This window comes from Phenylobacterium sp. (genome assembly GCF_004299445.1).
Lineage (GTDB): Bacteria > Pseudomonadota > Alphaproteobacteria > Caulobacterales > Caulobacteraceae > Phenylobacterium.
The window spans coordinates 53,381-79,713 of sequence record NZ_SCTC01000053.1 but is presented as its reverse complement, the minus strand read 5'-3'; the positions used below and the strand labels follow the sequence as shown (position 1 = coordinate 79,713).

Genomic DNA, 26,333 nt, shown 5'->3' with positions numbered 1-26,333 from the left:
GCCGGGCCCCTAACCCGTCCGAAACAACGCAATCCCTTTGCCCACAAGGCATTGCGTGGGTACTCGCGCCCCTCCGGGCAGGCGCCTGCCACCTCCCCTACGAGCGGGGCCGCACCGGGGGAGAACGAAGCGAAATGAACAGTGGAATGCTATTCCGCACGTCGGCGCTGGCCGTCGTGATGGCGGGCGCCTTCGCGGCCGCCGCCAACGCGCAGACCGAGACCGACAACGCCGCCACCGTCGACGAGATCGTGGTCACCGCGCAGATGCGCGAGCAGAGCCTGCAGGACGTGCCGATCGTGGTCACGTCGGTCAGCGCCCAGCAGCTGCAGGACGCCGGCGTCCGCGACATCAAGGATCTGACCATCGTCGCGCCCGGCCTGACGGTGACCTCCACCAGCAGCTCGGCTGTCACCACCGCGCGCATCCGCGGCATCGGCACGGTCGGCGACAACCCGGGCCTGGAGTCCTCGGTCGGCGTCATCATCGACGGCGTTTACCGGCCCCGCAACGGCGTGGCGTTCAGCGACCTGGGCGAGACCAGCCGCATCGAAGTGCTGAAGGGGCCTCAGGGCACGCTGTTCGGCAAGAACACGACCGCCGGCGTGATCAACATCATTACCGCCCGGCCCTCGTTCCGGCTGGGCGCCACTTCGGAAGCGCAGTTCACCAACTTCGACGGCTTCGGCGGTTCGATCTCGCTTACCGGCCCGATCATCGACGACAAGGTGGCCGCGCGCGTCTATGTCGCCGCCCGCGAGCGCGACGGCTATTACAAGACCCAGGGTCCCGACAACAACGACCAGGACTTCTACACCGGTCGCGCCCAGCTCCTGTTCACCCCGACGTCCACGATCGATGTGAACGTCTCGATGGACTACACCAAGCGTGACGAGCGCTGCTGCGGCGCGGTGCAGATCCTGAATGGCGCCACCCAGGCCATCATCAACTCGCTGGCCCCCGGCGGCCTCGCGATTCCGCCGGATCCGGACTCGTTCCGCGACTACAGCAACCGCAGCTTCCTCAAGACGGTGAAGGACTCGGGCTTCTCGGTCGAAGCCAACTGGAAGACGCCCTGGCTGGGCGGCGCCAAGCTGACCTCCATCACCGCGGTTCGCGACTGGAGCCAGTCCGGCGGTTCGGACGTCGACTGGACCAGCGCCGACATCCTGTATTCGCCCACGCACAGCAACAGCTCGAACCCGGGTTCGAGCAAGTTCCACACCTTCACCCAGGAAGTCCGCCTGGCGGGCGCGACCGACAAGCTGGACTGGCTGGTCGGCGCCTTCTACTCGCGCGAGGACCTGAGCCTGCACGTCCGCACGGTGACCTACGGGACCCAGTACGAGCAGTATGTGAACGCCCTCTTCGGCAACACGCTGTCGTCGGTGTTCACCGGCCGCCCGCTGGGCTCGACGTTCGTCGCGGGCAACGGCCAGGACGACCTCTACCAGCAGCGTGAGGAGGGCTTCTCGCTCTTCACGAACAACAGCTACAAGATCACCGACGCTCTCGAGCTCACCGTCGGCCTGCGCTACACGTGGGAAGACAAGGATCTCAAGACCTTCTGGAGCAACACGGACGGCGGCATCGGCTGCTCCACGGCGCTGGCCCGCGCTTCGGCGCTCGGCGGCCCGCTCCCGGCCAGCGGCGCTCTGATCCGCGCCGGCGGCCTCCTGGGCGCCGGGACCTACCAGGTGCTCTGCGCGGCCTCGAACAGCCCGGCGTTCGGCCAAATCCGCAACAACAACCAGTCGCTGAGCGAAGAGAAGCTGACGGGCACGGCCAAGCTGGCCTACCGCTTCTCCCCCGAGGTGATGACCTACGCGTCGTTCGCGCGCGGCTACAAGGCCGGGGGCTTCAACCTCGACCGGATCGCCACGACCGTTCAGACGGTTCGCGGCCAGCCGACCGCGCCGGTGCTCGACACCAGCTTCGCGCCTGAGACGGTGGATTCCTACGAACTCGGGATGAAGAACACGCTCTTCAACCGCAAGGTTCTGCTGAACGTCACCGGCTTCTACCAGCGCTACGAGGACTTCCAGCTCAACGCCTTCAACGGGCTGGTCTTCTCGGTGGCCTCGGTGCCGAAGGTGATCTCCAAGGGCGTCGATCTCGACTTCATCTGGTTCACGCCGGTCGAAGGCCTGACGATGAACGGCGGCGTGACCTACGCCGAGACCTACTATCCGAAGAGCAACCCGATCTTCCTGGGCGGCAACCTGCCCGGCTCGCGCCTCTCCCTGGCCCCGCTGTGGTCCGGCGCGCTGGGCGTCACCTATGAGCACAACATCAGCGATGACCTGGTCGGCCGGATTGCGGTCAACGCCAAGAGCGTTTCCAGCTTCAACACCGGCTCCGACCTCGACCCGGTGAAGAACCAACCGGGCTTCACGCTGGTGAACGCCCGCGTGGGTCTGACGTCGGCCGACAAGCGCTGGGCCGTCGAGGCCTTCGCCCAGAACCTCTTCGACGACGTGTACTATCAGGTCGGCTTCAACGCCGTTCTGCAGTCGGGCTCGTACGACGCGTTCCTGGGCCAGCCGCGCACCTACGGCGTCGCGCTGCGCTTCACCTACTGATCGGCTCTTGGGTCCTGCCGCATGGCGGTGGGACCCTCCGGAGCATCTGAGACAACAGAAGCGGGCGGCCCGGAGCGATTCCGGGCCGCCCTTGTTTTGTGCGTGCGCTGGAGAAGGCCAGGCGACCTTGGCCCCTGCTAGTAGGGCCGCTGCGTCGTGATCGGCGCGTTCGGATCGGGCGTCGTGCGCGGAACGTACGCCGGCTGCGGCGCGACCGCCGGGGGCGGGGCCGCGGGCGGTAGGGCCAGCACCGGCGCCGCAGCCGCTTCTTCGACGGCGGCGGCCGGGGGCGCGGCGACGGCCCGCGACGGCGATCGCGCGGGCGTCGCCGCGGCAAGCCTGCGGGCTGGTGTCGGCGCCGGCGCGACCACCGGCGGGCTCGCGGCCGGAGGCGGCGTGACCATGGCAGGCGCCGCGGGTGCGACCGCTGGCGCCGTCGCGACCACCGCAGCGGGCGCAGGCCCCGGGTTGGCCGGCTGAGGGCTGCGGGTAAGCAGGTAGACCAGGCCCGCGACGCCCGCGACGCCCACCGCCCCCGCGGCCCATGCCGACGACGAGATCGGGCGGCGCCTGGGCCTGGGCTTTGCCGGAGGCGGCGATCCGGGTCGCCGCGGCGCTTCGACGATCACCGGCTCGACCTCGAAGCCCACCGGCTCCGGATCGACGACCCGGGGCTGCGGTGGCGGGGGTTCGGCCGGCGCAGCCCGCGCGACGATCGGCGGCGGGTCCGCCGGGATCGGTCGAGGCGCGGGCGGCTGGGCGGCCGGGAAGGCGCCGCCCGTCCCCAGACCCTGCGGCGGCGGCGCGCCCACGGGGCGGACGTACAGCGGCGTCACCCGGGTCGGCGGCGGCTCGGGCGCGGCTTGCGGTCCGGGTCCGGGCGCTGACTTGGGTTCCGCGCCGGTCTCGGTCGAGCCCGGGCTCCGTGACAGCGGCCCGACTCGGAAGGGCGCCTGCGGCATCTGCGGCCAGGCGCTGTTGCGGAAGGGATTCTGCGGATCGGAAGCCATGGTCCGAACCTCCAGGGCGAGTGGGTCAGCACTATGACAGAAGCCGGCGTCGCTGTGCGGCGACCAGGACCACGTCGTACGGAATGGCCGGAATCTCGCGCAGCGCCATCCCCAGCCGATGCTTCAAGGCGCCTCGCGGCCCGCCCGTGGGGCCGCCGACGCTGCGCACGCCCAGCGCCGCCAGCATGAGCCGGATCCTGGGCAGGTGGTAGCCGTCGCTGCAGGCGACCACGAAAGGCCTGCCGTGGCGTCGCGCCAGACGGGCCGCGACGACGACGCTCTGCAGGGTGTCCAGGCTGGCCTCGTCGGGAATCAGTCGCTCGGCGGCGACGCCCGCCCGCGCCAGCACCTCCAGCATCACCGAGGCCTCGGAGGGGCCGACCCGCCCCACCCCGCCCGAGCAGAGGATCGGGGCGTCGGGCCAGGCGCGGGAGGCCTGGAGGCCATAGCCGATCCGGCGCAGCAACGCCGCCGACGGCGAGCCGTCGGCGCGCACCGCGGCGCCGAAGATCACGATCAGGGGCGGCCCATCCACGCGGTCAGCATGGCGCGCGTCGCGCCAACCGCCAAAGCGTCTCAGCCATTCAGCGGCGGATGGTAGTGGTCGATCAGGTCCCGCCGCTCGGCCTCGCGCACCGCGCGCGTCACGTTCAGGCGGGTCAGCACGGTGACGGTCGAGTACTTGCGCCGCGCCTTTTCCAGGTCGGCGCGCCAGGTCTGGCTGGCCAGATTGTCGGTCTCACCGGCGTAGACGACATTGGCGGCGCCATCGTCGGTGATCTCGGCAATCACATAATTCGCCCCGGCGGGCGGCAGGAAGCGGTTCTCCTCCAGCGGCGAGTACCGGTAGCGGGCGCCGGAGGCCCCTGCGAGGTCGATCTGGCGGTTCACGGGGCTCTCTCCACTCTTACTCGTGTCGTATAGGCCGGACCGACGATGCTTACCCGCGCGACTTGGACTAAATCTTGGCTGAGCGTGGCCGTAGCTGTGCACGAACCGCAGGCTGGAACGGGAACAGCCTTCGCCATATGCGCGTTGGCGGCAGGTCGCCCGGACGGGGGCGGCGCCCTTCGAAGGAGCATTCCGCCCGCTGACGAGGCTGGACAGTCGCCGCGTACACCGGGACAACCTTCCGCATGGAGAAGCCGGCCGCCCTTCAGTTGCAGCCCGCGACCGATCGCCCCACCGTCGCGCTCAGCGGCGACTGGACGACGGCGCAGCTTGGCGACGCCGCCGATCGCCTGGCGGCGGCGGTGAAGGGAATCAATGGGATCGGCCTCGATCTGAGCGGCGTGCGCCGCATGGACACAGCCGGCGCCTTCGCGATCGTACGGGCCGTCGGTTCCGATCTCAGCCTCGATCGCGTGACGGGCCGCCCCGAATCGCGCCGCCTGCTCGAGCTCGTGAACAACGCCACCCAGGTGGAGCGGGTCGTCCGCCGCGAGCCCGTGGGCTTGCACAACATGGTCATCCGCATCGGCCGCGGCATGACCGACCTCCTGGCCGAGTTCCTCGACACCATGGCCTTCTTCGGCCACTTGCTGGTGGTGACCGGCCGGATGCTCGGGAACCTGGTCCGTGCGCCGCGCCGCGTCCGCTGGGCGCCGATCTTCACGCAGATGGAGCGGGCGGGCCTCGACGCCATCCCGATCGTGGCGATCACCACCTTCTTCATCGGCGCGGTCGTCGCCCTTCTGGGCGTCAACATGCTGCGTCAGTTCGGCGCCGAGGTGTTCGTGGTCGAGCTGATTGGCGTGGCGGTGCTGCGCGAGTTCAACATCGTCATCACCGCCGTGCTGCTGGCCGGCCGCTCGGCCTCGGCCTTCGCCGCCGAGCTGGGTTCGATGAAGATGCAGCAGGAAGTCGACGCCATGCAGGTCATGGGGGTCGACCCCTACGACGCGCTGGTGCTGCCGCGATTCCTGGCCCTGCTGCTGACCATCCCTCTGCTCACCTTCGTCGCCACCCTGGCGGGTCTGGCCGGGGGCCTGCTGGTGACCTGGACCGTGCTCGACCTGGGCCCGACGTTCTTCCTGCAGCGGATCATCGACAACGTGGGGCCGAACCACTTCTACATTGCGCTGTCGAAGGCGCCGGTGATGGCCGCCGTGGTCGCGGGCATCGGCTGCCGCCAGGGCCTGCTGGTGGGCGGGGACGTCCAGTCGCTGGGCCAGCGCGTGACGGCCGCGGTGGTCCACGCCATCTTCGCGATCATCATGATCGATGCCGTCTTCGCCCTCATCTACATGCAGCTCGACCTATGACCGTGGCCTCCCAAATCCCCGACGACGATGATGCGTCCGGCCTGGATGGAGACGGGCCCGCGATCGAGGTTCGCGGCCTGGGCAACCAATTCGGCGACCACGTGGTGCATGAGGATCTGGATCTCGTCGTCGAGCGCGGCGAAGTGATGGGCGTTGTCGGCGGCTCGGGCACGGGCAAGTCGGTGCTGCTCAACACGATCATCGGCCTTCGCTCGCCCACCGCCGGCACGGTCAAGGTGTTCGGCCACGAGCTGAAGCGCGCGTCGCGCCGGCGCTGGAGCGAACTCGAGCGCAGCTGGGGCGTGCTCTTCCAGGGCGGCGCGCTGTTCTCGAACCTGACCGTGCGGGAAAACGTTACGGCGCCGATGCTCGAACACACCGGCCTCAGCCGCAAACAGGCCGACGAACTGGCGGACCTCAAGATCGCCATGGTGGGTCTGCGGCCAGAGGCCGGATCGCTGAAGCCCGCGGAACTGTCCGGCGGCATGAAGAAGCGCGCCGGCCTGGCCCGCGCGCTGGCGCTGGACCCCGAGCTCCTGTTCCTGGACGAACCCACCTCGGGCCTGGACCCAATCGGCGCCGCCGCCTTCGACGAGCTCACCCGTGACCTGGCCGACAGCCTGGGCCTGACGGTGTTCATGATCACCCACGACCTCGACTCCCTTTACGAGATCACCGACCGCGTCGCCGTCCTGGCCGACCGGCACGTGGTCGCGACCGCGCCCGTGCGGGAGCTCGAGAGATCCGACCATCCGTGGATCCGGGAATACTTCCTGGGTCCCCGCGGCCGCGCCGCGCGCGCCGCCCGCGAGACGACGGAGTATTGATGGAAAAGAACGCCAACTACACGCTGGTGGGCCTCTCGACGCTGATCCTCATGGCGGCGCTCGTGGTGTTCATCGTCTGGCTGGCCCGGCTGAGCATCGCCCGGGATTACGACCTGTACGACATCGTCTTCCAGGGTCCCGTGCGGGGTCTGAGCGAGGGCGGCGAAGTCCACTTCAACGGCATCAAGGTCGGCGAAGTGCAGAAGATCGCGCTGGACCAGACCAACCCCCGCAACGTCATCGCGCGCGTCAGGGTGACCGAGGAGGTGCCGATCCGCGTCGACAGTTACGCGACGCTGGAGCCCCAGGGCATCACCGGCCTGAACTACGTGCAGATCACCTCGGGCACGGGCACCCGGCCGCTGCTGAAGCAGACGGCCTGTGCGCGCCAGGGCCTGCGCGAGTGCATCCCGATCCTGCGCAGCCAGCGCAGCCAACTCTCCGACCTCCTCGAGGGCGGCGGCACGGTGCTGACCCGCAGCATCGAGGCGCTGGACCGCGTGAACCGCGTGCTGTCGGACGAGAACATCAAGACCTTCTCGGCGGCGATCTCCGACGCCCAGGCGGTCACCGCCGAGCTGCGCGAGCGCAAGGCGATCATCGCCGACGCCCAGAGCGCGCTCCAGCGGATCGACACGGCCGCCGACGAGATCGCCAAGCTGTCGGCCTCGACCCGCAATGTGGTGGACGGCGACGGCAAGCGCGCCATCGCCAACCTGGCCGACGCCGCCGAAGAGGCGCGCGCGGCTGCCAAGGACGCCCGGGCCATGATCGCGCGGCTGCAGGGCCCCACCACGGACTTCGCCACCAATGGCCTGCCGCAGATCACCGCGGCCGTCGTTCAGCTGCAGACCGCCGCAGAGTCGCTGGAGCGGCTGGTCAACGACGTCCAGTCCAGCCCGACGGGCGCGCTGGGCAAACCCGCCGCCGAGGAAATGAAGGTGCCCAAGTGATGCGCTCCCCCCTCCTCCGTCTCGCGGCCGTCGGCGTCGCCGCCCTGGCGCTCTCGGGCTGCGTCTCGCTGCTGCCCAAGAGCAAGCCCGCCGACCTCTACCGCTTCGGCCAGCCGCTCGCCGCCGAGGCCGTCGCCGCGCCGGCGGGCACGGTGGGCGTGCTTCGCGCCAACGCCCTGTTCCAACGGGAGTCTTCCGGCGATCGCCTGCTGACGATCAGCCAGGGCAAGGCCGCCTATATCGCCGAGACGCGCTGGGTCGCGCCCGCCGCGGTCCTGTGGGACGCCGCCGTCCTCGCCGCCTTCGACAGTGATCCCGGCCATGTGCGGATCATCTCGCGGGGGGAACCGGCCTCGGCCGCCTACATCCTGCGGCTGGACGTCCGCAACTTCGAGACCCAGTACGACCGCGGGCCCAAGGCGGCGCCGGTCGTCGTCGTCCGCGTGCGCGGGGCGCTCACGTCCGGCACGAGCGGCGGCGTCGTCTCGGAACGGATCTTCGAGAAGCGCGTCCGCGCCGCCGACAACCGCGTCAGTGCGATTGTCCCGGCCTACGACAAGGCCGTGGCCGACGTGCTGGCCGAGGTCGTGGCCTGGACGGGCGAGAACGCGAAGGCCAGTTAGCGCCGCGGCGTCGCAGGCGCTGTCAGTTTGTCCACGAACCACACGAACCACACGAACCCGCTGGATCGTCAGCGAGCCGGTGGGCGGCGGACTCTCCGTTCGTGTGGATTTGAACGGCGCTGACGCGCCAAGATGGCCGGCCGGCTACGAAACGCCCGCCAGCCGCTTCGCCGCCAGCACGGTGTTGTGCAGCAGCACCGCCACGGTCATCGGGCCGACGCCCTTGGGCACCGGAGTGATCGAACCCGCCACCTGCAAGGCTTCCTTGTAGTTCACGTCGCCGACGATCTTGGTCTTACCGGCCGCCGCCTGTTCCGGATTGTCGAAAGGCACGCGGTTGATGCCCACGTCGATCACACACGCGCCGGGCTTGATCCAGTCGCCCCGGATCATCCGCGGCTGGCCGACCGCCGCCACCAGGATGTCCGCCTGGCGGCAGATCCCCGGCAGGTCGACGGTCCGCGAGTGGGCCATGGTCACGGTGCAGTTTTCGGCCAGCAGCAGCTGGGCGATCGGCTTGCCCACCAGCAGCGACCGGCCGACGACGACCGCGTGCTTGCCGGTCAGGTCGCCCAGCGTGGCCTTCAGCAGGATCAGACAGCCCGTGGGCGTGCAGGCCACCAGGGCGGGCAACCCCGCCACGAGACGCCCGGCGTTGACGACGTGGAGGCCGTCGACGTCCTTGTCAGGCCCGATGAGCTCGATAACGGGCTTCTCGTCGAGGTGCTTGGGCAAGGGCAGCTGCACCAGGACGCCGTGGATCGCGGGGTCGGCCGCCAGATCGCGGACCAGCGCCTCCAGGGTCTCCTGTGTCGTGTCGCCCGGCAGCAGATGGGTCACCGAGTGCATCCCGGCCGCCTTGGACTGCTCGCCCTTAGACTTCACGTAGGCCTGGCTTGCGGGATCGTCCCCGACAAGCACCACCGCCAGCCCAGGCTGGAGCCCATGCTCGGCGCGCAGCCGCGCCACCTCCGTAGCCACGTCCGCCCGCAGGCGATCCGCGACCGGCAGTCCTTCGATGATTTGCGCCGTCATGGGCAGCGCTGCTAGCCGGTCAGGCGCGCGCGCGCAATCTCAGCCATGCTGCGACCGCCCAGGCGTGGGACTCGCGCTCGAGCTGAACGACCGCCTCGGACGGCGCCATCCACACCAGCCGATGGTCTGGCTCGGTGACCCGCGAAGGATCCTCCGCCAGGACGCGACCTGCGAAGAAGGCCCCGCGCGTGTTCCGGATCATCCCGTCGTGGTGCAGGAAATAGTGGTCCGCGCGGACGAACGGCTCGGCGTCCAGCGCCACGACCAGCCCGGCTTCCTCGCCGCACTCCCGGACGGCCGCCTCGGCCTCGGTCTCGCCTGGGTCCAGCCCGCCGCCGGGCAGGTGCAGCAAGAGGCCGCGGCCCTCCCAAGGCACCTCGACAAGGGCGACCAGGCCGTCACGTTCGATGACGCAGAACGCCGCCGGCCGATCGGGCGGGACCTGGCCGGGCGGCGGCGCGCCGAACTGCGGCGGCATCAGTCGACGCCGTAGAGCGCCGGATACGGATCGACCTTGCCGGACAGCACGTCCTGCACCGCCACCGGCCGCCAGCCGATCCTGACGTTGGCGCTGGCCCGCCAGGCCTCGACGACCAGGTCGCGCAGCTCGGAGGCGCCCACGGCCAGGCGCTCGGTGGCCAGGGCCGTTCCGCGCGGATCGCCGGGCGCGAGCCCACCGGCCTTTTCCATTTCGTAGAACGGGATCACGAAACGGCCGGTCTCGGTGAGATAGGCGCCGACGCGCTGCTCGATCGGGCACCCGCACGACTTGAAGGGCGCCATCTTCGCCGCCACGGCGTGGGCCTTCACGGTCTGTTGCACCAGCTCGCTCTCGAACGGGCCATGCAGGCGCGCCGTCGAATAGCCCTTGGGGTTCGGATAGTCGCCCCAGCCGTTGAAGTGGGTCGTCACGTGCAGCGGCTGGCTGCCGTCGCCCACGAAGTGCGACAGCTCGCCGATGCCCTTGAGGATCAGCGCCTCGCGGCGAATCCGGTCCTGCCGGAACCACGCCCGGTTCTTCTTCCAGGCCGGGTTCTTCTCGGCGGCGTTCAGCACGCGCCAGTAGGCCAGGTCGGTCGTCAGCTGCTGGTAGCGGTCGATGATCGCGTACGGGAGGTAGCCGGCCTTCCACTGGTCGAGCCCCGCGGCGCGCAGCTGGGTCTCATAGTCTGCCCGGGTGGCCGCCAGGGGCAGCATCGGGGGGCCGCCCAGGATCTTCCCCTCGTCGTCCAGGTCGACGAAGTGGCCCGCGTCGCGGTCGTGGTCGTGGACCTTGCCAGAAGCCTTGGACCGGTCTGGCTCACGCGACAACTCGCCGACGTCAGCGGCGGCCTGCGGCGTGCGCAGGAACGCCGGAAGCTCGGCGGGCAGGGCCTTCATGGCCAGTTCGCCCAAGATCCGGTGGCCGGTGCCGCCCCAGGCGACGAGCGAGGTGGGGACGGCGACAGCCAGGGCGGCCAGCGCGGCGACGGCCAGCCGGGAGGCAAGGGGGCGGCGTTTCATGCCTGCGGGTGTCGCTTGCCGGCCGTCGGATGGCAAGCCGGCTCAGCGGATGTTCAGCGCCTGCTCCACCCGCGCCACCCAGGCCTTCACCGAAGGATAGGCGGCCAGGTCGAACCCGCCCTCGTGGGCGAGGCGGGTGTAGGCCACCAGCGCCACGTCGGCGAGCGTGACGCGATCGCCGACCAGGAACGAAGAACCCTGCAGGCCCTGCTCGAGCCGCGCCAGCGCCGCGTTCCCACGCTCCACCAGCCGAGGCTCGAGATCCTCGACCGGCTTGCCCTGGTAGCGCACCTGGAAGCGCGCGACGGCCACATAGGGCTCGTGGCTGTACTGCTCCCAGAACATCCATTCGAGCATCCGCGCCCGGTCGTAGGCGTCCGCCGGGATCAGCGGCGAGCCCTCGGCGAGGTGCAGGATGATGGCGTTGGACTGGGCCAGCGCGCGTCCGTCGTCCAGCAGCACGACCGGCACCTGACCGGCCGGATTCATCGCCAGAAAGTCGGCCGTGCGCGACTCGCCCTGCAGGATATCGACGTCGATCCAGTCGTAGGGTCGGCCCAGGAAATCGGCGGTCCAGCTGACCTTCAGACAGTTGCCGGACTTGCTGTCCCCATAGATTTTCATGCGCCCGCCTCCGGATTTCGAGCGTGGCTGTGCGGCGTTTTCCCCTGCGGCGCAAGCGATCCTGCCTCACGCGCGCTGTTAGGTTAGCTCACAGCTCGCGACAAACCGCCGTTCCGGGGTTGCCCCGGAGGACCTCAGCCGGTAGGACTCCGGCCACCCAGTTCAACGACGAAGGAGACGCCGTCAATGCGACGCCGCCTCGCCGCCCTGGCAGTAATCTCGGCCCTCGGATTCGGGTCCAGCGCGTCTGCCGCGCCAAACGACCCTGTGGGCGACCTCATCACTTCGGTGATTTCCGGGGCGCTTCCTGGGACCGGCGTCTTCAATGTGAAGGCGACCCTGTATCATGCCGGCGCCAAGGGCGTCGGCGTTCTGGACAGCCTTGGCTGCAAGGTCGTGCCCATGCGCACGCTGGCGGTCGACAAGTCCATCATCCCGCGCCGCACCGTGGTCTTCATCAAGGAGACCGTGGGCCTGAAGATGCCCGACGGCCAGGCGCACGACGGCTACTGGTACGCCTCCGATATCGGCGGGGCGATCAAGGGCCAGCGCGTGGACCTCTACACGGGCCACAACGCCGCCTCGATGAAGACGATGCGCCAGCTCAACCTGTCGACGCTGACCGCCGTGAAGGTGGGCCAGTTCAAGGGCTGCCCGCCGAACTAGGCGCCTTCCCTCCCCGAGGGAGGGAAACCGATGCACAAACCCAACTTCTTCGTCTTCACCGGCGGCGGCGGCACGGGCAAGACCGCGCTGATCGAACACCTGCGGGCGGCGGGCGAGCTCACCCTGGACGAGAACATCCGCGCCGTGATCCGCGAGCAGATCGAAGCCGGCGGCTCGGCCGTGCCCTGGATCGACCCCAAGGCCTGTTGCGACCTCACCACAGCCCGCGACATCGCCGACTTCGACCGGCTGGCGGGCGAGACGGGCCGCGTGTTCTTCGACCGCGGGCTGATGGACATGTACGGGACGAACGGCGTGCCGCCCTCCCCCGCCCTGGTCGAGGCGATCCGGACGCGGCGCTACAATCGACAGGTCTTCGTCTTCCCGCCGTGGCAGGACATCTACGCCAATGACGCCGAGCGGCGGCAGGACTGGTCGCAGATGGAGGCCGTGTTCGCGCAGATCCTGCGGACGCTGCCCGATCTGGGCTACCATCCGGTGATCGTGCCGAAGGGCAGCGTGGAGGACCGCGCAGCCTTCGTGCTCAGCCGGACCTAGGCGCCTAGGTCTCGACGAACGCCCGCTCCAGCACGAAGTCGCCGGGTTGGGCCAGCGAGCCTTCCACATAGCCCATGTCGAGCAGCTGCTGCTTCAGGTCGGCCAGCACCGAGGGGCCGCCGCAGAGCATGACGCGGTCCTCGGCCGGGTTAAACGGCGGCAGGCCCAGGTCGCGGAAAAGCTGCCCCGAAGCGATCAGGTCTGTGATGCGGCCCTGGGTGCGGAACTTCTCGCGGGTGACCGTCGGATAGTACTTGAGCTTGTCGCCGATCAGCTCCGACAGGATCTCGTCTTCCTTGAGGTCCTTCTCGAACAGCTCGGCGTAGTTCAGGTCCTGGACCTCGCGCACGGTGTGGGTGACCACGACGGTCTCGAAGCGGTCGTAGACCTCGGGGTCGCGGGCCAGCGACAGCCAGGGCGCCAGGCCCGTGCCGGTGCCCAGCATGTAGAGGCGCTTGCCGGGCTTCAGGCCGTCCAGCACCAGCGTGCCGGTGGGCTTGCGGCCGATCAGCACCTTGTCGCCCACCTTGAGGTGCTGCAGGCGCGACGTCAGCGGGCCGTCCGGCACCTTGATCGAGTAGAATTCGAGCTCCTCGTGCCACGACGGCGAGGCGACGGAGTAGGCGCGCACCAGCGGCTTGCCGTCCTCCTTCTGCAGCCCGACCATCAGGAACTGGCCGCTGGAGAAGCGCAGGCCCGGGTCGCGGGTGCAGCGGAACGAGAACAGGGTGTCGGTCCAGTGATGGACCCACGTCACCGTCTCGACGAAGAAGGCGCCGGACGCCTTGGGGGCCGCGGCGGCCGGCTGGACCAGGGACACGTCGTTCATTCCGTCAAAGCCTTAGATATCGCCGCCGACGTTGTTGGGCGTCCCCGGCGCACGCGCCACATGGATGCCGCACTCGGTCTTGTCCATCCCCTTCCAGCGGCCGGCGCGGGCGTCCTCGCCCTCCTCCGCGGGTTGGGTGCAGGGCCAGCAGCCGATCGAGGGAAAGCCCTGGGCGACCAGGGGGTGGGCGGGCAGGTCATGCTCGGCCGCATAGGCGTCGAGGTCGGCCTTGCCCCAGTTGGCCAGGGGGTTGAACTTCACGTGGCCCCCAAGGCCCCCTGGGGCGTGCTCGACCACGGGCAGGTTCAGGCGGTCGCCGCCGTGGAAGCGCTTGCGGCCCGTGATCCAGGCGTCGAACTCGCCCAGCGCACGATCCAGCGGGATCACCTTGCGGATGTTGCAGCAGGCGTCCGTATCGGTCTGCCAGAGCTTGGCCTGGGGATCGTGGACAGCCAGATCCTGATACTGCGGCCGCAGGTCACGGACCTGGGTCAGGCCCAGCCGCTCGGCCAGGGTCTTGCGGAAGTCCAGCGTCTGGCCGAACAGCATGCCGGTGTCGAGGAACAGCACCGGAATGTCGGCCTTCACCTGAGCCGCCAGGTGCAGCAGCACTGCTGACTCCGCGCCGAAGGACGAGACCAGCGCCAGCTTGTCGCCGAAGCTCTCCACGGCGGCTTCCAGGATCGTGCGGGGGTGCGCGCGGCGCAGCTCGGCGTCGAGGCGCAGGGCGGCTGCAGTTCCAGGATCGATGCTGTCGTACGCCACGCTCATGACTCCCGCTCCGCGAACGCCGGCGCGCGGCCGTCTGCAGACCTCTGATAGACGTGGCGATAGCGGCGGATGGCGGCCTGCCACTCGTTGGCGCTGGCGTCGTCGGCCGGCTCGAAGGCGTCGAAGCCGACGCGGGCCATGAAGCCCGCCTGCTCGCGCAACACGTCGCCGACGGCGCGGACCTGGCCCTTGAACTTCAGCCGCCCGCTCAGGACGTAGCCGTTCGTATAGGCGCGGCCGTCGCGGTACTTCGGGAACTCCAGGGCCACCACCGAGAGGCGCGGCAGGTCATAGGCCAGCACCTCGGCCTCCTCGTGGCTCTGCAGGCGCACGCCCACCCGCCGGCCCTCGGCCAGCAACCCTTCGCCCTCTGCCTGGAACCGCGCCAGCGAGACGATCACGTCGCCAGCCGGCATGTCCTGGTCGTCGGCCACGTGGGTGAACGGGTCGTCGACGCCGCGGCAGACGCCGTCCTTCAGCTCAATGAGCGTCGGCATAGACAGCCTCCTTGAAGGGGGTGACGCCGGTGCGGCGGAAGGTGTCGAGGAAGCGTTCGCCGTCATGGCGTTCGCGCAGGTAGACCTCGACCAGCGTGTCGACCGCGTCGGCCACCTTGTCGTAGGGCAGCGCCGGGCCCAGCATCGAACCCACGGCCGCGTCCTCGGCGCCCGAGCCGCCCAGGGTCAGCTGGTAGAACTCCTCGCCCTTCTTATCGACGCCAAGGATGCCGATGTGGCCCACATGGTGGTGGCCGCAGGCGTTGATGCAGCCCGAGATCTTGATCTTGAGCTCGCCGATCTTCTCGGCGCGGTCCTGATCCTTGAACTTGGCCGCGATGTTCTGGGCGACCGGGATCGCCCGGGCGTTGGCCAGCGCGCAGTAGTCCAGGCCCGGGCAGGCGATGATGTCGCTGACCAGGTTGATGTTCGGCGTCGCGATCCCGGCCTCGCTGAGCGCCGCCCAGACGGCCGGCACATCGTCCAGCTTCACATGGGGCAGCACCAGGTTCTGCTCATGCGTGACGCGGATGTCGTTCTGGCCGTAGCGCTCAGCCAGGTCGGCGACGACGTCCATCTGCTCCGAGGTGGCGTCGCCGGGCGTGTCGCCGATGCCCTTCAGGCTGATCTCGACGATGCCGTAGCCGGCCTTCTTGTGGGGCTTCAGGTTGTTGCGCACGAAGCGGGCGAAGGCGGGGTTCGACGCCTTGGCCGCCTCGAAGGCCTCCGATTGGGCCGGGAGCACCTCGAAGTTGGCCGCCGCAAACGCGCCGCGGATGCGGGCGAGCTCGGTGTCGGGCAGGTCGGCTGCCTCGCCGATCTTGGCCCACTCGGCCTCGACCTGCCTGGCGAACTCGTCCTTGCCCAGGGCGGCGACCAGGATCTTGATCCGGGCCTTGTAGATGTTGTCGCGCCGGCCGTGGCGGTTATAGACGCGCAGGATCGCTTCCAGGTAGCTCAGCAGCCGGTTGACCGGCAGGAACTCCTTGATGGTCGGGCCGACGTAGGGCGTGCGCCCCATGCCGCCGCCCACGATCACCTCGAAGCCCAGTGACCCGTCGCGAGCCCGCTTCAGCACCAGCCCGATGTCGTGGACCTTGGCGGCCGTACGGTCCTTGGGCGCCGCGGTGATGGCGATCTTGAACTTGCGCGGCAGGAACGAGAACTCGGGGTGGAAGGTCGACCACTGGCGGATCGCCTCGGCCCAAACCCGCGGATCGTCCACCTCCTCGGCCGTGGCGCCGGCGTAGGGGTCGGTCGTCGTATTGCGGATGCAGTTCCCCGACGTCTGGATGGCGTGCATGTCCACCTGGGCCAGATGGTCCAGGATGTCGGGCGTGTCGGCCAGCTTGATCCAGTGGAACTGGAGGTTCGTCCGCGTCGTGAAGTGGCCGTAGCCCTTGTCGTAGGTGCGGCCGATCCAGGCCAGCTTGCGCAGCTGGGTGGGGTTCAGCGAGCCGTACGGGATGGCGACCCGCAGCATGTAGGCGTGGAGCTGCAGGTAGAGGCCGTTCATCAGCCGCAGCGGCTTGAACTGGTCTTCCGTGAGTTCGCCCGAGAGACGCCGCGCCACCTGCCCGCGAAACTCCGCGGACCGGTCGGCCAGCATCTCCTTGTCGATGACGTCGTACTGGTACATCGGCCCTACTTCCGCTTGATCAGATTGACGCGGCCGGTCGAACGGGCCGCGCCGTGGGCGTGCTGCAGCGCCTCGATCACCGCCCCGCCCTCGGCCTGCTTGCCGTGGTGGAGGTGGTTCGTCGGGCCCAGGGCGCGGATGCGCTCCCGGTAGCTCAGCGGGGCCCACAGCCCTTCAGATTCCACGAGGTCGATCAGGTAGGCGTCGACCACGGTCGTGGGTTGGGTCTTGCCCTGCCCTTCGGCCTCGCCCGCAGCGGGGTCGTCATCGGCCCACAGCTCAGCGTCGGCGAAGCGGGTGACCCACTGCCCGGACTTCCAGAACACGACCTCGCCATCGGTCAGGCGGTTGGCGGTCAGCGCCTTCATGCGCGGGCCTCTTGGATAAGCGTTTCGACCTGGGCGCGGCCTTCGCCGGCGCCCTCTTCACCGGCGCGGGCCAGCGCCATGGCCTCGCCCACGATCAGCAGGGCCGGGCCGCCGAGCGAGGCGGCCGCCTCGGCCAGGCCGCTCAGCGTGGTGACGACGCGGCGCTCGTCGGCGCGGCTGGCGTTTTCCACGATCAGGGCCGGCGTCGCGCCCGCGCGGCCGGCGGCCATCAGGCGCGCGGCGATCGGCGCGGCCATCGACAGGCCCATGTAGATGACGACCGTCTGGTTGGCCCTGGCCAGGCTGGCCCAGTCCAGGTCGGGCTCGCCGCCCGCCTTGGCATGACCGGTGACGAAGGTGACCGCCTGGGCCGAGTCGCGGTGGGTGAGCGGCGCGCCGGCCGAGGCCCCAGCCGCCAGGGCCGCGGTCACGCCTGGGATGATCTGGCAGTCGACGCCCGCCTCGCGGCAGGCCTCCAGCTCCTCGCCGCCGCGGCCGAAGATGAAGGGGTCGCCGCCCTTCAGGCGAACGACATTCAGGCCTTCCAGCGCGAAGGCGACGAGCATCCGGTTGATCTCGTCCTGGCTGTAGCTGTGGCGCGACTTGCGCTTGGCGACGCTGATCCGCCGCGCGGACGCTGGCGCGAGTTCGAGGATTTCGTCCGAGACCAGACCGTCATGGACAACCACTTCTGCGGCCTGCAGCGCTTTCAGCGCCTTGATCGTCAGGAGCTCGGGATCTCCCGGTCCGGCGCCCACCAGCCACACCCGTCCGACATCCGGCGCAGGCCCGCGACCGCCTAGCACCACCAGGCGCCGGGTGCGTCGTCCTTCGTCGTTCCTCGTGGCCATGATTAGCTTCTCTATCGACGTACGCGCCCTGAAATCATGACGGGGCGGACTTGCGCCCGCCCCGCCTGTCGTCCGCCGGCGAAAAGGGCCGATACACCAGCGGACGCTTGCAATAAGGGCGGCGAGGGGCCAATTCGCAACCCAAGGACTTCTGCCGGGGCGTTCAGAGATTCTCGAACGGAGCGATCATGGATAGGGGCGCCCAACAGCGCCGCCGGCTGCCGCCGCTGAACGCGCTCCGGGCGTTCGAGGCCGCCGCGCGCCATCTCAATTTCAGCCGGGCCGCTGACGAATTGTCGGTGACGCCGGGGGCTGTGAGCCAGCAGATCCAGAACCTGGAAGACTATGTCGGCGCGGCCCTCTTCAAGCGCACGCCCAAGGGCCTGCTGCTGACCGACGCGGCCCAGACCGCCCTCCCCGCCCTGCGCGAGGCGTTCGACCGCCTGGCCGAGGCCGCCAGCCTGCTGACCGCCGCCGTCGACGGCCGCCGCCTGACCATCACCGCCCCGCCCTCGTTCGCCGCCAAGTGGCTGGCGCCGCGCCTGGGCGCCTTCGAACGCGCGCACCCCAACGTCGACGTCTGGCTTAACGCCGGGATGGAGCTGGTCGACCTCAGCGCCGGCGAGGTGGACCTGGCGCTGCGCTACGGCGCCGGGCGCTATCCGGGGCTGGAAGTGAAGCGCCTCGTGAGCGAGGCCGTGATCCCGGTGATCAGCCCCGACCTGCTGGCCCAGACGCCGCTCTCGACGCCCGAGGACCTGGCCGGCCATGTGCTGCTGCACGACGGCTCGCCCGAGATCGACGACAGTTGCCCCGACTGGCCTATGTGGCTGGCCGCCCGCGGTCTGCGCGGCATCGACGGCCACCGGGGCCCGCGCTTCAACCAGTCCAGCCTGGTGATCGAGGCCGCCGCCAACGGCCGCGGCGTGGCGCTGGCCAAGCGCACCCTGGCCCAGGCCGACCTCGATTCCGGACGTCTGGTGGCGCCTTTGCAGATCGCCACGGCCGTCGACTTCGCCTATTACCTCGTCCATCCCAAGGCCAAGGGACGGCTCCCGCAGGTCAAAGCCTTCATTGGCTGGATCGAGGCGGAAGCGCAGGCGCACGAAGAGGCGCTGCGAGCCATCGACAACGGCGCTGGGATTTAGGGGGCCACGCCCGCTTGCGATTTGTAGGAGTTCTTGTGGCGGCCCTGGTTGCTGCGAGCTCGCCGGCCCCGGCGGAAACCTCGCAAAGTCCCTATGTGCAGCGCCTGCGCCAACTGGCGCAGCTGCAGACGCTGAACGCCGAGCTACTCAGCCGCGACAGCGCCACCGCCGTCCTGCAGGCGCTGTGCGACCGTCACGACCCTGAAGCCCCGCGGGTCCGCGCCCTTCGCATCGAGACCCCGGACAGCCCGCAGGCCGCCGCCGGCGCCCGTCGCGAGCTGGGAGCCGCCGCCAACGAACCCATCCGCCTGCGCCGGGTCGAGCTGATGTGCGGCGACGTGGTGCTGTCGAAGGCCGACAACTGGTACCTGCCCGGCCGCCTGACCACCGAGATGAACAGCGCGCTCAACACCACCGAGACGCCGTTCGGGGTGGTGGTGGCCCCCCTGCGCTTCCAGCGCCGGACGCTGTCGTCGCGGCTGCTGTTCAACCCGCTGCCGGCCGGCTGGGAGGCTCGCGGCGAGCTGGCGTTCGATACGCCGGCCACGCCGCCGCCCCAGGTGCTCCAGCACCGCGCCCTGCTCCAGACCCCCGACGGCCGCCCGTTCAGCCTGCTGGTCGAGACCTACACGGACGCCGTCCTCGTCCCCTAAGCCCGATGCCAGCGCAGCGGCTTGCCATGGCGCACGATCAGGCCTTTGGCCTCCAGGTCCAGCTGCACGCACTTCAGCCACCAGCCGACGGTCTGGCCGCCGGGGAAAAGGGCGTCGGGCAGGCGTGGCAGGACGGCGGCCTTGAGCTCGGCGGACGAGAGCCCCGGCGCGGTCGCGGGGAGCGCCTCCAGCATCGGGCCGCGAACGGCCTCGTACTTCTCACGGTTCACCGGGCGCTGGCTGCCGGAGCTGACAACGTTCTCGACGAGGATGGTCTCTGCTTTCATGCGGCCTCCACAGGGGTTCCAGACTAGGACGCGGCAGGCCCTCGCAGGCCGACATTGGCATCCCCACATCCGTGTCCGGACAGCTTTTTTCTGTTCCCCCGCGCGGAAATGAGGTTCGCTCCGCCCATGAAGACGCCCCGGCCGCCCAAGAAGAGCGAGACGCTCGAGATCCGGCTCCCCTACGACGCCAAGCTGGCGTTCATGGAGCGTTGCCAGCGCGACGGTCGCTCGGCCAGCGAGGCGCTGCGCGGCTACATCGACCAGCAGATCGCCCCGCCGCGCGCCACGGCCCGCCGCAGTCGCCTGGTCGTGGGCGCCCTGATCGCGGCGGCGGTGGGCGCCGTCGCCCTGCCCTCGCTGGCCCGCCAGCCCGCGGCCGCCGACGCCCTGCGCCGCGCCGCGTTCGTCCAGCAGGACGCCAACCGTGACGGCGTGCTGAGCTTCGACGAGTTCCGCCGCTAGAGCCTGTTCCGATCAGGCGCGACCGCCTGATCGGAGTAAACAGGCTCGAACGTCTAAAGCTGGAGCGCGTTTCGGCGCGGAAAACCGGCGCCCACTCTTCCGCAACGCGCTCTAGCGGATCAATTGGCAGAGGCGGCTGAGATCGATGTTGAGCCACGTCCAGGGCTTCAGGATCGAGGCCCCGTGCCAGGACAATAGGACAATCCGCGCCTGTCCCACGATGTTCTCGGCCGGCAGGTAGCCCACCCCCACCGAGCCCGGCCAGCGCCCGTCCAGCGAGTTGTCGCGGTTGTCGCCCATCATCAGGTAGTTGCCTTCGGGCACGCGATAGACGCCGGTGTCGTCGCCGTCGTGGAAGGGCCCACGGTCAAACGTCACATAGCTGCGGCCGTCCGGGCGATGCTCGAGCTTGCGCTGGACCGTGACGTCCGGCGCCCCGGGGTCCTGGGTCAGGCCGCCGTCGCTCTGCACGATCGGCCGGTCGTTCACGAACACAGTCCCGTCGCGCACCTGCACGCGGTCGCCCGGCAGCCCGATCACCCGCTTGATCCAGGCCTCCTTGGGATCGCGGGGCAGCTTGAAGACCACCACATCGCCCCGCTGCGGCCCTTTGCTCTGCAGCACGCGACCCGAGAACAGCGGCAGGCCCAGCGGGATGGAATAGCGGCTCCAGCCGTAGTCCCACTTGGAGACCACGATGTAGTCGCCGGTCTGCAGCCCCGGCTCCATCGACTCCGAGGGGATGGTGAAGGGCTCGAACAGCGCGACGCGCAGGACCAGCGCGATCGCCATCGCGGTGGCCAGGGTGACGATCAAGTCCAGCGCCTGGGCGCGGGCGGACGGCGGGGCGGCGGCGGTGTCTTGCGGGGTGCTCATGGCCCCTAGAGGCCGTCCCCTCGCTCACGCCGCAATCGGCGTCCCGTCCGGACGGCGGCGAAACGTGTCCGGACGCGTCAGCCGCCGGCGCGGGCGAGATAGCCCTGGATGTCCGCCAGGGTGTCGCGGAGCGCGCCGCTAAGGTCCGGCTTCAGGCTCTCGTCGCCACGCTCGGCGCGATCCGCCACCTCGCCCAGCCTGTTGGCTCCGATGCCCCGCGCCGCGCCCTTGATGGTATGGGCCAGGTCGCGCCAGCCCTCGGGCGGGTTGTCGATGCGGGCCAGCCACCCCTCGGCTTGTCCCTGAAACAGCGCCAGCACCTCGGTGACGACCGTCATGTCGCCGGCCGCGAAGCCCTCCAGATAGTCGAAGTCGACCGCGCCGCCGCTCATGCTCACCCCTTGCCGGACCGCGGCGGGGAATCAGCCCCGCTCGCAGCCCCGTTGTTGGCACACAGCGCCATCGTCGCGCTACCCGCTCAGGTTGCTTTGCGGGACTATACTATCAAAGAGATATTGAGCGCTTCTGAAGCGGCGCGGCGATCGGTCCAGGCAAATAGTTTTCTGACCTGCCTTGCCAAAGGCGCGCATTTGCGTATTTTCCGCGCCCTCGCCGCCGGGCCTCCACGAGGTGCGGACTAGAGCGGGTGCTTAGCTCAGTTGGTAGAGCAGCTGACTCTTAATCAGCGGGTCGTGGGTTCGAATCCCCCAGCACCCACCATCTTTTCAAAAGTTGGTGTTTTCGAAGGGCCGGCAGGCCGGGGCGTTCCCCCGCTGGGCGCAAAGCCTTGACCGCTTGCCCTTGGGGCGAGATCACTCTGCCGACAGTTGCAGGAGGTAGCGCCATGCGGACCGCGGTCCTGGGCATTCTTCTGGCTTTGGGCGCCGCGGGCGCCGCCAGCGCCGGCGACTATGTGATCGTGGCCTCGACGAATCCCGCCCTGAAGCCCGGAACCGAGGTCGACGGGGGCCAGCGGCTCTCGCTGGAGCCCGGCCAGACGCTGCGCCTCATGAACGCCTCGGGCGAGGTCACGACCTTGCGCGGCAGCGCCGCCGGCGCCGTGGCGCCGCGTCCCGGCGCGCCGGCCGACCCGACGCGAATGGCCCAACTCCGGGTCCTGATCGATCCGCCGCCGCAAGGCCGCACCTTCGGGGGGCGCCGCTCGGGCGTCTGCCCCGACCCGGCGACACTGAACAGTCTGGACCAGATCCTGGCTGTGCAGTCCGGCGGCTGCGCCGCGCAGGCCCGGGAAGCTCTCGAGGCCTACCTCGCCGCTCGCTAGGTTAGCTCAGGGACCCGTGTAGAGCTCGCCCAGGGCCATCGAGGCCTGACCCTTGGCCTGGTCCAGCTCGTCGCGCACCAGGCCCGCGGCCACCATCGAATCGCGCTTGCCGTCGATGCGCTTCAGCGCCGCGCGCAGCACGATGGGCTCGTCCGGCGTGACCACCGCCACGACATTATCGACGCCGAACGGCGGCACCACCTTGGTCCGCGCCATGACCACGCGGGTCTGGCCGGCCACCATCTGCCCGTTCCCGTCGCCGTCCAGCGGGTAGAGCATCTGCACCGTGCCGTCGCTGGCGAGGTTGAAGGCGGTCAGGAAGCCCGCGCCGCCCCGGTGCGTCACCGCCAGGTCGACGGCCTCGCCCTTCTTGTAGAGCTGCCCCTTTGGCCGCGGCCCGATATCGACCTTGATCTGCCGCTCGTTGGCCGAGCCGGCCAACTGGCTGATCGCACGGCGCTTCATGATCACGCCGGTCAGCTGCTCGGGCGTCTTCAGCCCCTCTGCCACCCGGTCGCCGCGGTTGTCGGTGACCCAGCCCTCCTGGGCGTTCCAGGTCAGGTCGGGCGTGCCGCGCGGGATCGAGGCCCAGGGCCCCTTCCCGCCCAGCAGGTCGGCGGCGGCGTCGTCGGCGGGCTTCACCTCGATGGGGCGCTCGTCGGCGGGCGGCGCCTTCAGCGGCTGGAAGATCACGCTGCGCTCGTTGCGCGGCGGCACCGCGGCGCTGGACCACTGCTGGGTGGACGACAGCTCGCGGGTGCGGCTCTCCAGCGTCGAGGCCAGCTCGGCGAGCGAGAGCTGGCCGTTGTTGTCCAGGTCGGAAACCAGGTTGCCGTTCGGCCGCCGCTCCTTCAGCGCGCCTTCCAGCGCATAGGTCAGCAGGCCCCGCGAGGGGCTGTCGCCCCGCGGTAGCGGCCCCTCCAGCGCGAACTGATCGTCCTGGGCGGCGCCCACATAGACCAGGTTCGGCGGATCGATCGCCGAGGGCGGCAGCCGCGCCGGGTCAGGGGGCGGCGGCGGCAGGCTGATGGCCATGGGGTTGTCCAGCGCCGAGCGCTTCTTGAACACCGACTTGGCGACCGCCGAGCGGTTCAGCGTGCCCGAGTGGCACGCGTCGGCGATCTGCAGCACGTTCACGCTGGTCGGGAAGAAGTTGACCAGCCAGCCGCGCAGGTCGTCGTCGAGGATGTAGGTGTTGGGGTCGGGCTTGCTGACCGTGAAACCGCCCAGGGCCATGAACTCGTCCATGCCGTCGGTCTCGGTCGGATCGCGCGACTTCGCCTGCGCCCCATGGCCCGCATAGAAGAAGATCACCCAGTCGCCGGGCTTCGCACGCTTGCCCAGCCCCTCCAGCGCCGCGCGGATGTTGCTGCGCGTGGCCTGGCCGTCGGCCAGCGAGGTGATGTCCTTGGCGCCCTGCTGCTCCAACAGGGTCTTCAGCGCCGCGGCGTCGTTGGGCGGCCCCTCCAGCGAGGGAATCGGGTCGCTGTACTTCGAGATCGCCACGATCAGCGCCCGGATTTCGGCCGAGGCGGGCGTTGCGGCAGCCGCCAGGATGAAGACCAAAAGGGCTGCGAGCACACTTCGCATGGACGCTTCCAACTCCGCCGGGGCGCCCACAATGGCGCCGCTGCCCGCGGCCGAGAAGCCGCCCTCTGGAATACTACGACCGCCACGGCGCGGCGGAGGCGTCCAGCCGATGTGGGAAACCGCCACAGATGCCCCTCTCCGAGGCGCGGCGGCGCCGTGGGAGAGGCGACAAGGCGTCGCCGAGGGTGCGGGCGCGCCGCCGTTGGCTCAGGAGGCGCCGCCCGAGGAAGAGGTCGATCCCTGACATTCCCCTTGCCGCCTCATTCGCGGGTCTCGATGGTGCTGCCACAGCGACTTGAGCCAGTGACGAATTGTCGACGAAGGGGACGAAAGGCATGGCGGCCAACGAGATCGTCGATGGAATCTGGAGATATCCGATCAAGTCGATGATGGGCGAGAAGGTGCAAGTCGCTGAGGTGACGGCGCGCGGATTGGCGGGAGATCGCGCCTACGCATTCGTGGATCGGGCGTCCAACCGCACGGCCGCCGTCAGGACCTGGGCGTCCGGATTCATGAGCTACCGTGCGACCTATGCGGAAGAGCCTCGGGCAGGCCAGCCGGCGCCGGCGGTGCGTATCACCAGCCCTGACGGCGAAACGCTTATGACCTCACAGCCGGACATCGACGAGCGCCTGTCCGAGCGGTTCGACCGACGGCTCAGCCTGACGTCGCATGCGCCGGCCGGTCTATTGATCGAGTTTCCGGCCGGGACCTTGGCCGGAGCAGCGTCAGAGCTGACCGAGGCGCCACTGGCCGGCGGAGCGCCGGAGGGGACGTTCTTCGACCTTGCGTGCATTCACCTGGTTGGGACCTCGACGATCGACCATCTCAAGAGCGCCTATCCGCAAGGTGATGTCGACGTTCGGCGTTTTCGCCCCAACATCGTCATTCAGACCGAGGGCGAGCCCTTCGTGGAGAACACCTGGGCCGGTCGTCGGGTGGCCATCGGTGATCAGGTCGTCCTGAAGATGACCATCCCTTGCCCCCGATGCGTGAACGTCACCCTGGCCCAGGACGGACTACCCCGGGCGCCGCAGCTTCTGCGGGGTATCGCCCAGCGCAACATGGTCGATCTCGGTGCTGTGGGCCGCCTCCCCTGCGTGGGAGTCTATGCCGATGTTTTGGAGCCGGGCCCCATTAGACAGGGCGATGCGATCCGCTGGCTCGACTAGGGTAAGCTCTCGCAGGGCGTCGGCCGGGGGTTCGCGGTCTTCCCGGGCCAGCGTAGGTCCGTCTCGGGCCGGTTCTACGAACTGCGGGATTGGCGGGGCGATGGTCTTTCGGGGGGTGTTGGATGGCTGAACTCGGAGTCTTCGAGCTCGGGGATGTATCGCTTCAGACGGGAGCGACGCTGAAGTCGGCGCAGATCACGTACGCAACACACGGCAAACTCAATGCCGCTGGCGACAACGCGATCGTGTTCCCGACCCACTACACGGGCCGCCACGACAACAACGAATGGCTTATCGCCGAAGGCATGGCCCTCGACCCTGAGCGCTATTTCGTGATCGTGCCCAACATGTTCGGGAACGGCCTCTCGACATCACCCAGTCGGGCCCAGACCGATCAACAGGGCCCACGTTTTCCCAACGTCACGATCGCTGACAATGTTCGTTGCCAGCATCGACTCGTGAGCAGCCTCGGCGTGAGGAAGATCGCGCTCGCGGTGGGTTATTCGATGGGCGGGCTGCAGGCGTACGAATGGGCCTGCGCCTATCCAGACATGGTGGAGCGCCTGGCGCCGATCTGCGGCGCGGCGCGGGTCTCGCCCCACAACTACGTCATGCTCGCGGGCCTGAAGGCGGCGCTCATGGCGTCATCCGATTTCGAGGGTGGCCGTTACGCGGCCCCGCCGCAGCAAGGCCTCGCCGCCTTCGCCAGGATCTACGCCGGCTGGTTTCCATCACAGGCCTTCTATCGCGAAGGTCTGTTCAAGGCCTTTGGCTTCGACAGCGTTGAGGGCTTCCTGCAGGGATTCGCCGAACCCTACTTTGGGGCGTGGGACGCCAATGACCTGTTGGCGAAAATCTGGACCTGGCAGCACGCCGACATTTCGGCGGAGCGCCATGGCGGGGACCTGAAGGCTGCGCTTGGCGCCATTCGGGCCAAGACGATCGCGCTGCCGTGCGAGACCGACCTCTACTTCAGGCCGGAGGACAACGAGGCTGAAGTCGCTCACATCCCAGGTGCGTCTTGCCGACCCATCCCCTCGATTTGGGGACACCTTGCGGGCGGTGGAAACAACCCGCCGGACAGCGATTTCATCAACCGAACGTTGGCGGAGCTTCTAGGCGCCTAGCCGACCCGTGCCCGCCCCTTGGTCGTCCCGGTAAGCAGGAGGCTCGCGCATTCGTCGGTTCCCGTCGAATGCGCTAGGGGGTAGTTGAGGGCGCGCCGCCGGTTCGGGGATGGCGTCATGGAGTCGACAGAGAGCG

Annotated in this window: 30 protein-coding genes and 1 tRNA gene; 14 read left to right on the top strand and 17 right to left on the bottom strand. The window is 69.3% G+C overall.

Going from position 1 to position 26,333, the window contains the following annotated elements:
• Positions 1-134: 134 nt before the first annotated feature.
• Positions 135-2,582 (top strand): TonB-dependent receptor, encoded by a 2,448-nt coding sequence (locus tag EPN98_RS14870; RefSeq protein ID WP_293363677.1) that lies wholly within the window; start codon positions 135-137, stop codon positions 2,580-2,582.
• 137 nt (positions 2,583-2,719) lie between these two features.
• Here the strand turns inward: EPN98_RS14870 and EPN98_RS14865 are convergent, their stop codons facing one another.
• Genes EPN98_RS14865 through EPN98_RS14855 form a run of 3 tightly spaced genes read right to left on the bottom strand, consistent with a single transcriptional unit; the run spans position 2,720 to position 4,483 of the window.
• Positions 2,720-3,592: a hypothetical protein gene (locus EPN98_RS14865; RefSeq protein WP_293363675.1), complete on the bottom strand. Its 873-nt coding sequence runs from the start codon at positions 3,590-3,592 to the stop codon at positions 2,720-2,722.
• A 31-nt stretch (positions 3,593-3,623) separates the two neighbouring features.
• Positions 3,624-4,127 (bottom strand): YdcF family protein, encoded by a 504-nt coding sequence (locus EPN98_RS14860; RefSeq protein ID WP_293363673.1) that lies wholly within the window; start codon positions 4,125-4,127, stop codon positions 3,624-3,626.
• Positions 4,128-4,168: 41 nt separating this feature from the next.
• Positions 4,169-4,483, bottom strand: a complete 315-nt coding sequence (locus EPN98_RS14855; protein ID WP_293363672.1) for a hypothetical protein — start codon at positions 4,481-4,483, stop codon at positions 4,169-4,171.
• Positions 4,484-4,728: 245 nt separating this feature from the next.
• Here EPN98_RS14855 and EPN98_RS14850 point away from each other — a divergent pair, with 245 nt between their 5' ends.
• The 4 genes from EPN98_RS14850 to EPN98_RS14835 are packed head-to-tail and all read left to right on the top strand — an operon-like array spanning position 4,729 to position 8,259.
• The gene (locus EPN98_RS14850) at positions 4,729-5,856 is read left to right on the top strand and encodes an ABC transporter permease (protein WP_293363670.1); all 1,128 of its coding nucleotides are present in this window, start codon (positions 4,729-4,731) and stop codon (positions 5,854-5,856) included.
• Positions 5,853-6,683 carry an ABC transporter ATP-binding protein gene (locus EPN98_RS14845; protein WP_293363668.1) on the top strand — a complete coding sequence of 277 codons (831 nt, stop codon included), beginning with the start codon at positions 5,853-5,855 and terminating at the stop codon, positions 6,681-6,683. Before EPN98_RS14850 ends, EPN98_RS14845 begins: the two co-directional genes overlap by 4 nt.
• Entirely contained in the window at positions 6,683-7,636 is a 954-nt protein-coding gene (locus tag EPN98_RS14840; RefSeq protein ID WP_293363667.1) for an MlaD family protein, read from the top strand. Before EPN98_RS14845 ends, EPN98_RS14840 begins: the two co-directional genes overlap by 1 nt.
• Positions 7,636-8,259: an ABC-type transport auxiliary lipoprotein family protein gene (locus tag EPN98_RS14835; RefSeq protein ID WP_293363666.1), complete on the top strand. Its 624-nt coding sequence runs from the start codon at positions 7,636-7,638 to the stop codon at positions 8,257-8,259. Before EPN98_RS14840 ends, EPN98_RS14835 begins: the two co-directional genes overlap by 1 nt.
• 144 nt (positions 8,260-8,403) lie before the next feature.
• On the opposite strand, the gene folD is transcribed toward EPN98_RS14835, so the two are convergent.
• The 4 genes from folD to EPN98_RS14815 are packed head-to-tail and all read right to left on the bottom strand — an operon-like array spanning position 8,404 to position 11,421.
• Positions 8,404-9,294 carry a bifunctional methylenetetrahydrofolate dehydrogenase/methenyltetrahydrofolate cyclohydrolase FolD gene (gene folD / locus EPN98_RS14830; protein ID WP_293363664.1) on the bottom strand — a complete coding sequence of 297 codons (891 nt, stop codon included), beginning with the start codon at positions 9,292-9,294 and terminating at the stop codon, positions 8,404-8,406.
• Between the two features lie 19 nt (positions 9,295-9,313).
• Positions 9,314-9,772, bottom strand: a complete 459-nt coding sequence (locus EPN98_RS14825; RefSeq protein ID WP_293363663.1) for an NUDIX domain-containing protein — start codon at positions 9,770-9,772, stop codon at positions 9,314-9,316.
• Entirely contained in the window at positions 9,772-10,797 is a 1,026-nt protein-coding gene (locus EPN98_RS14820) for a S1/P1 Nuclease (RefSeq protein ID WP_293363661.1), read from the bottom strand. Before EPN98_RS14820 ends, EPN98_RS14825 begins: the two co-directional genes overlap by 1 nt.
• Positions 10,798-10,839: 42 nt before the next feature.
• Positions 10,840-11,421: a glutathione S-transferase family protein gene (locus tag EPN98_RS14815; RefSeq protein WP_293363660.1), complete on the bottom strand. Its 582-nt coding sequence runs from the start codon at positions 11,419-11,421 to the stop codon at positions 10,840-10,842.
• 186 nt (positions 11,422-11,607) lie between these two features.
• Here EPN98_RS14815 and EPN98_RS14810 point away from each other — a divergent pair, with 186 nt between their 5' ends.
• Complete coding sequence (locus tag EPN98_RS14810; protein ID WP_293363659.1) at positions 11,608-12,087, top strand: 3D domain-containing protein; 480 nt, start codon at positions 11,608-11,610, stop codon at positions 12,085-12,087.
• Positions 12,088-12,117: 30 nt separating this feature from the next.
• On the top strand, positions 12,118-12,645 hold the full coding sequence (locus tag EPN98_RS14805; protein ID WP_293363657.1) for an AAA family ATPase: 528 nt from the start codon (positions 12,118-12,120) through the stop codon (positions 12,643-12,645).
• Between the two features lie 4 nt (positions 12,646-12,649).
• On the opposite strand, the gene EPN98_RS14800 is transcribed toward EPN98_RS14805, so the two are convergent.
• Genes EPN98_RS14800 through cobA form a run of 6 tightly spaced genes read right to left on the bottom strand, consistent with a single transcriptional unit; the run spans position 12,650 to position 17,600 of the window.
• Positions 12,650-13,474 (bottom strand): ferredoxin--NADP reductase, encoded by an 825-nt coding sequence (locus EPN98_RS14800; protein ID WP_293363655.1) that lies wholly within the window; start codon positions 13,472-13,474, stop codon positions 12,650-12,652.
• 12 nt (positions 13,475-13,486) lie between these two features.
• Positions 13,487-14,245 carry a phosphoadenylyl-sulfate reductase gene (locus EPN98_RS14795; RefSeq protein WP_293363654.1) on the bottom strand — a complete coding sequence of 253 codons (759 nt, stop codon included), beginning with the start codon at positions 14,243-14,245 and terminating at the stop codon, positions 13,487-13,489.
• On the bottom strand, positions 14,242-14,742 hold the full coding sequence (locus EPN98_RS14790; RefSeq protein WP_293363652.1) for a DUF934 domain-containing protein: 501 nt from the start codon (positions 14,740-14,742) through the stop codon (positions 14,242-14,244). Before EPN98_RS14790 ends, EPN98_RS14795 begins: the two co-directional genes overlap by 4 nt.
• On the bottom strand, positions 14,726-16,381 hold the full coding sequence (locus EPN98_RS14785; RefSeq protein WP_293363651.1) for a nitrite/sulfite reductase: 1,656 nt from the start codon (positions 16,379-16,381) through the stop codon (positions 14,726-14,728). The genes EPN98_RS14790 and EPN98_RS14785 overlap by 17 nt, the downstream gene beginning before the upstream one ends.
• Before the next feature lie 5 nt (positions 16,382-16,386).
• Positions 16,387-16,749 (bottom strand): DUF2849 domain-containing protein, encoded by a 363-nt coding sequence (locus EPN98_RS14780; RefSeq protein ID WP_293363649.1) that lies wholly within the window; start codon positions 16,747-16,749, stop codon positions 16,387-16,389.
• Positions 16,746-17,600, bottom strand: coding sequence for a uroporphyrinogen-III C-methyltransferase (gene cobA / locus EPN98_RS14775; protein WP_366558480.1), 855 nt, complete (start codon positions 17,598-17,600; stop codon positions 16,746-16,748). The genes EPN98_RS14780 and cobA overlap by 4 nt, the downstream gene beginning before the upstream one ends.
• 188 nt (positions 17,601-17,788) lie before the next feature.
• On the opposite strand from cobA, the gene gcvA reads away from it, so the two are divergent.
• Complete coding sequence (gcvA, locus tag EPN98_RS14770) at positions 17,789-18,748, top strand: transcriptional regulator GcvA (RefSeq protein WP_293363648.1); 960 nt, start codon at positions 17,789-17,791, stop codon at positions 18,746-18,748.
• Positions 18,749-18,783: 35 nt separating this feature from the next.
• Positions 18,784-19,401 (top strand): hypothetical protein, encoded by a 618-nt coding sequence (locus EPN98_RS14765; RefSeq protein WP_293363646.1) that lies wholly within the window; start codon positions 18,784-18,786, stop codon positions 19,399-19,401.
• Here the strand turns inward: EPN98_RS14765 and EPN98_RS14760 are convergent.
• Positions 19,398-19,688 (bottom strand): hypothetical protein, encoded by a 291-nt coding sequence (locus tag EPN98_RS14760; protein WP_293363645.1) that lies wholly within the window; start codon positions 19,686-19,688, stop codon positions 19,398-19,400. The genes EPN98_RS14765 and EPN98_RS14760 overlap by 4 nt on opposite strands.
• A 126-nt stretch (positions 19,689-19,814) precedes the next feature.
• On the opposite strand from EPN98_RS14760, the gene EPN98_RS14755 reads away from it, so the two are divergent.
• Positions 19,815-20,150: a hypothetical protein gene (locus EPN98_RS14755; RefSeq protein ID WP_293363644.1), complete on the top strand. Its 336-nt coding sequence runs from the start codon at positions 19,815-19,817 to the stop codon at positions 20,148-20,150.
• Positions 20,151-20,261: 111 nt separating this feature from the next.
• On the opposite strand, the gene lepB is transcribed toward EPN98_RS14755, so the two are convergent.
• Positions 20,262-21,026, bottom strand: a complete 765-nt coding sequence (gene lepB / locus EPN98_RS14750; RefSeq protein ID WP_293363642.1) for a signal peptidase I — start codon at positions 21,024-21,026, stop codon at positions 20,262-20,264.
• A gap of 77 nt (positions 21,027-21,103) precedes the next feature.
• On the bottom strand, positions 21,104-21,418 hold the full coding sequence (locus tag EPN98_RS14745) for an Hpt domain-containing protein (RefSeq protein WP_293363640.1): 315 nt from the start codon (positions 21,416-21,418) through the stop codon (positions 21,104-21,106).
• Positions 21,419-21,670: 252 nt separating this feature from the next.
• On the opposite strand from EPN98_RS14745, the gene EPN98_RS14740 reads away from it, so the two are divergent.
• Both EPN98_RS14740 and EPN98_RS14735 read left to right on the top strand, forming a co-directional pair.
• Positions 21,671-21,746, top strand: a tRNA-Lys gene (locus EPN98_RS14740).
• 124 nt (positions 21,747-21,870) lie between these two features.
• Positions 21,871-22,308, top strand: coding sequence for a hypothetical protein (locus EPN98_RS14735; protein ID WP_293363639.1), 438 nt, complete (start codon positions 21,871-21,873; stop codon positions 22,306-22,308).
• A 6-nt stretch (positions 22,309-22,314) separates the two neighbouring features.
• On the opposite strand, the gene EPN98_RS14730 is transcribed toward EPN98_RS14735, so the two are convergent.
• Positions 22,315-23,898 carry a caspase family protein gene (locus EPN98_RS14730; RefSeq protein WP_293363637.1) on the bottom strand — a complete coding sequence of 528 codons (1,584 nt, stop codon included), beginning with the start codon at positions 23,896-23,898 and terminating at the stop codon, positions 22,315-22,317.
• Between the two features lie 335 nt (positions 23,899-24,233).
• Here EPN98_RS14730 and EPN98_RS14725 point away from each other — a divergent pair, with 335 nt between their 5' ends.
• Together EPN98_RS14725 and EPN98_RS14720 are read left to right on the top strand one after the other, a co-directional pair.
• Positions 24,234-25,070: an MOSC domain-containing protein gene (locus EPN98_RS14725; protein WP_293363617.1), complete on the top strand. Its 837-nt coding sequence runs from the start codon at positions 24,234-24,236 to the stop codon at positions 25,068-25,070.
• 122 nt (positions 25,071-25,192) lie between these two features.
• Entirely contained in the window at positions 25,193-26,197 is a 1,005-nt protein-coding gene (locus tag EPN98_RS14720) for an alpha/beta fold hydrolase (protein ID WP_293363616.1), read from the top strand.
• The last annotated feature ends 136 nt before the right edge of the window (positions 26,198-26,333 follow it).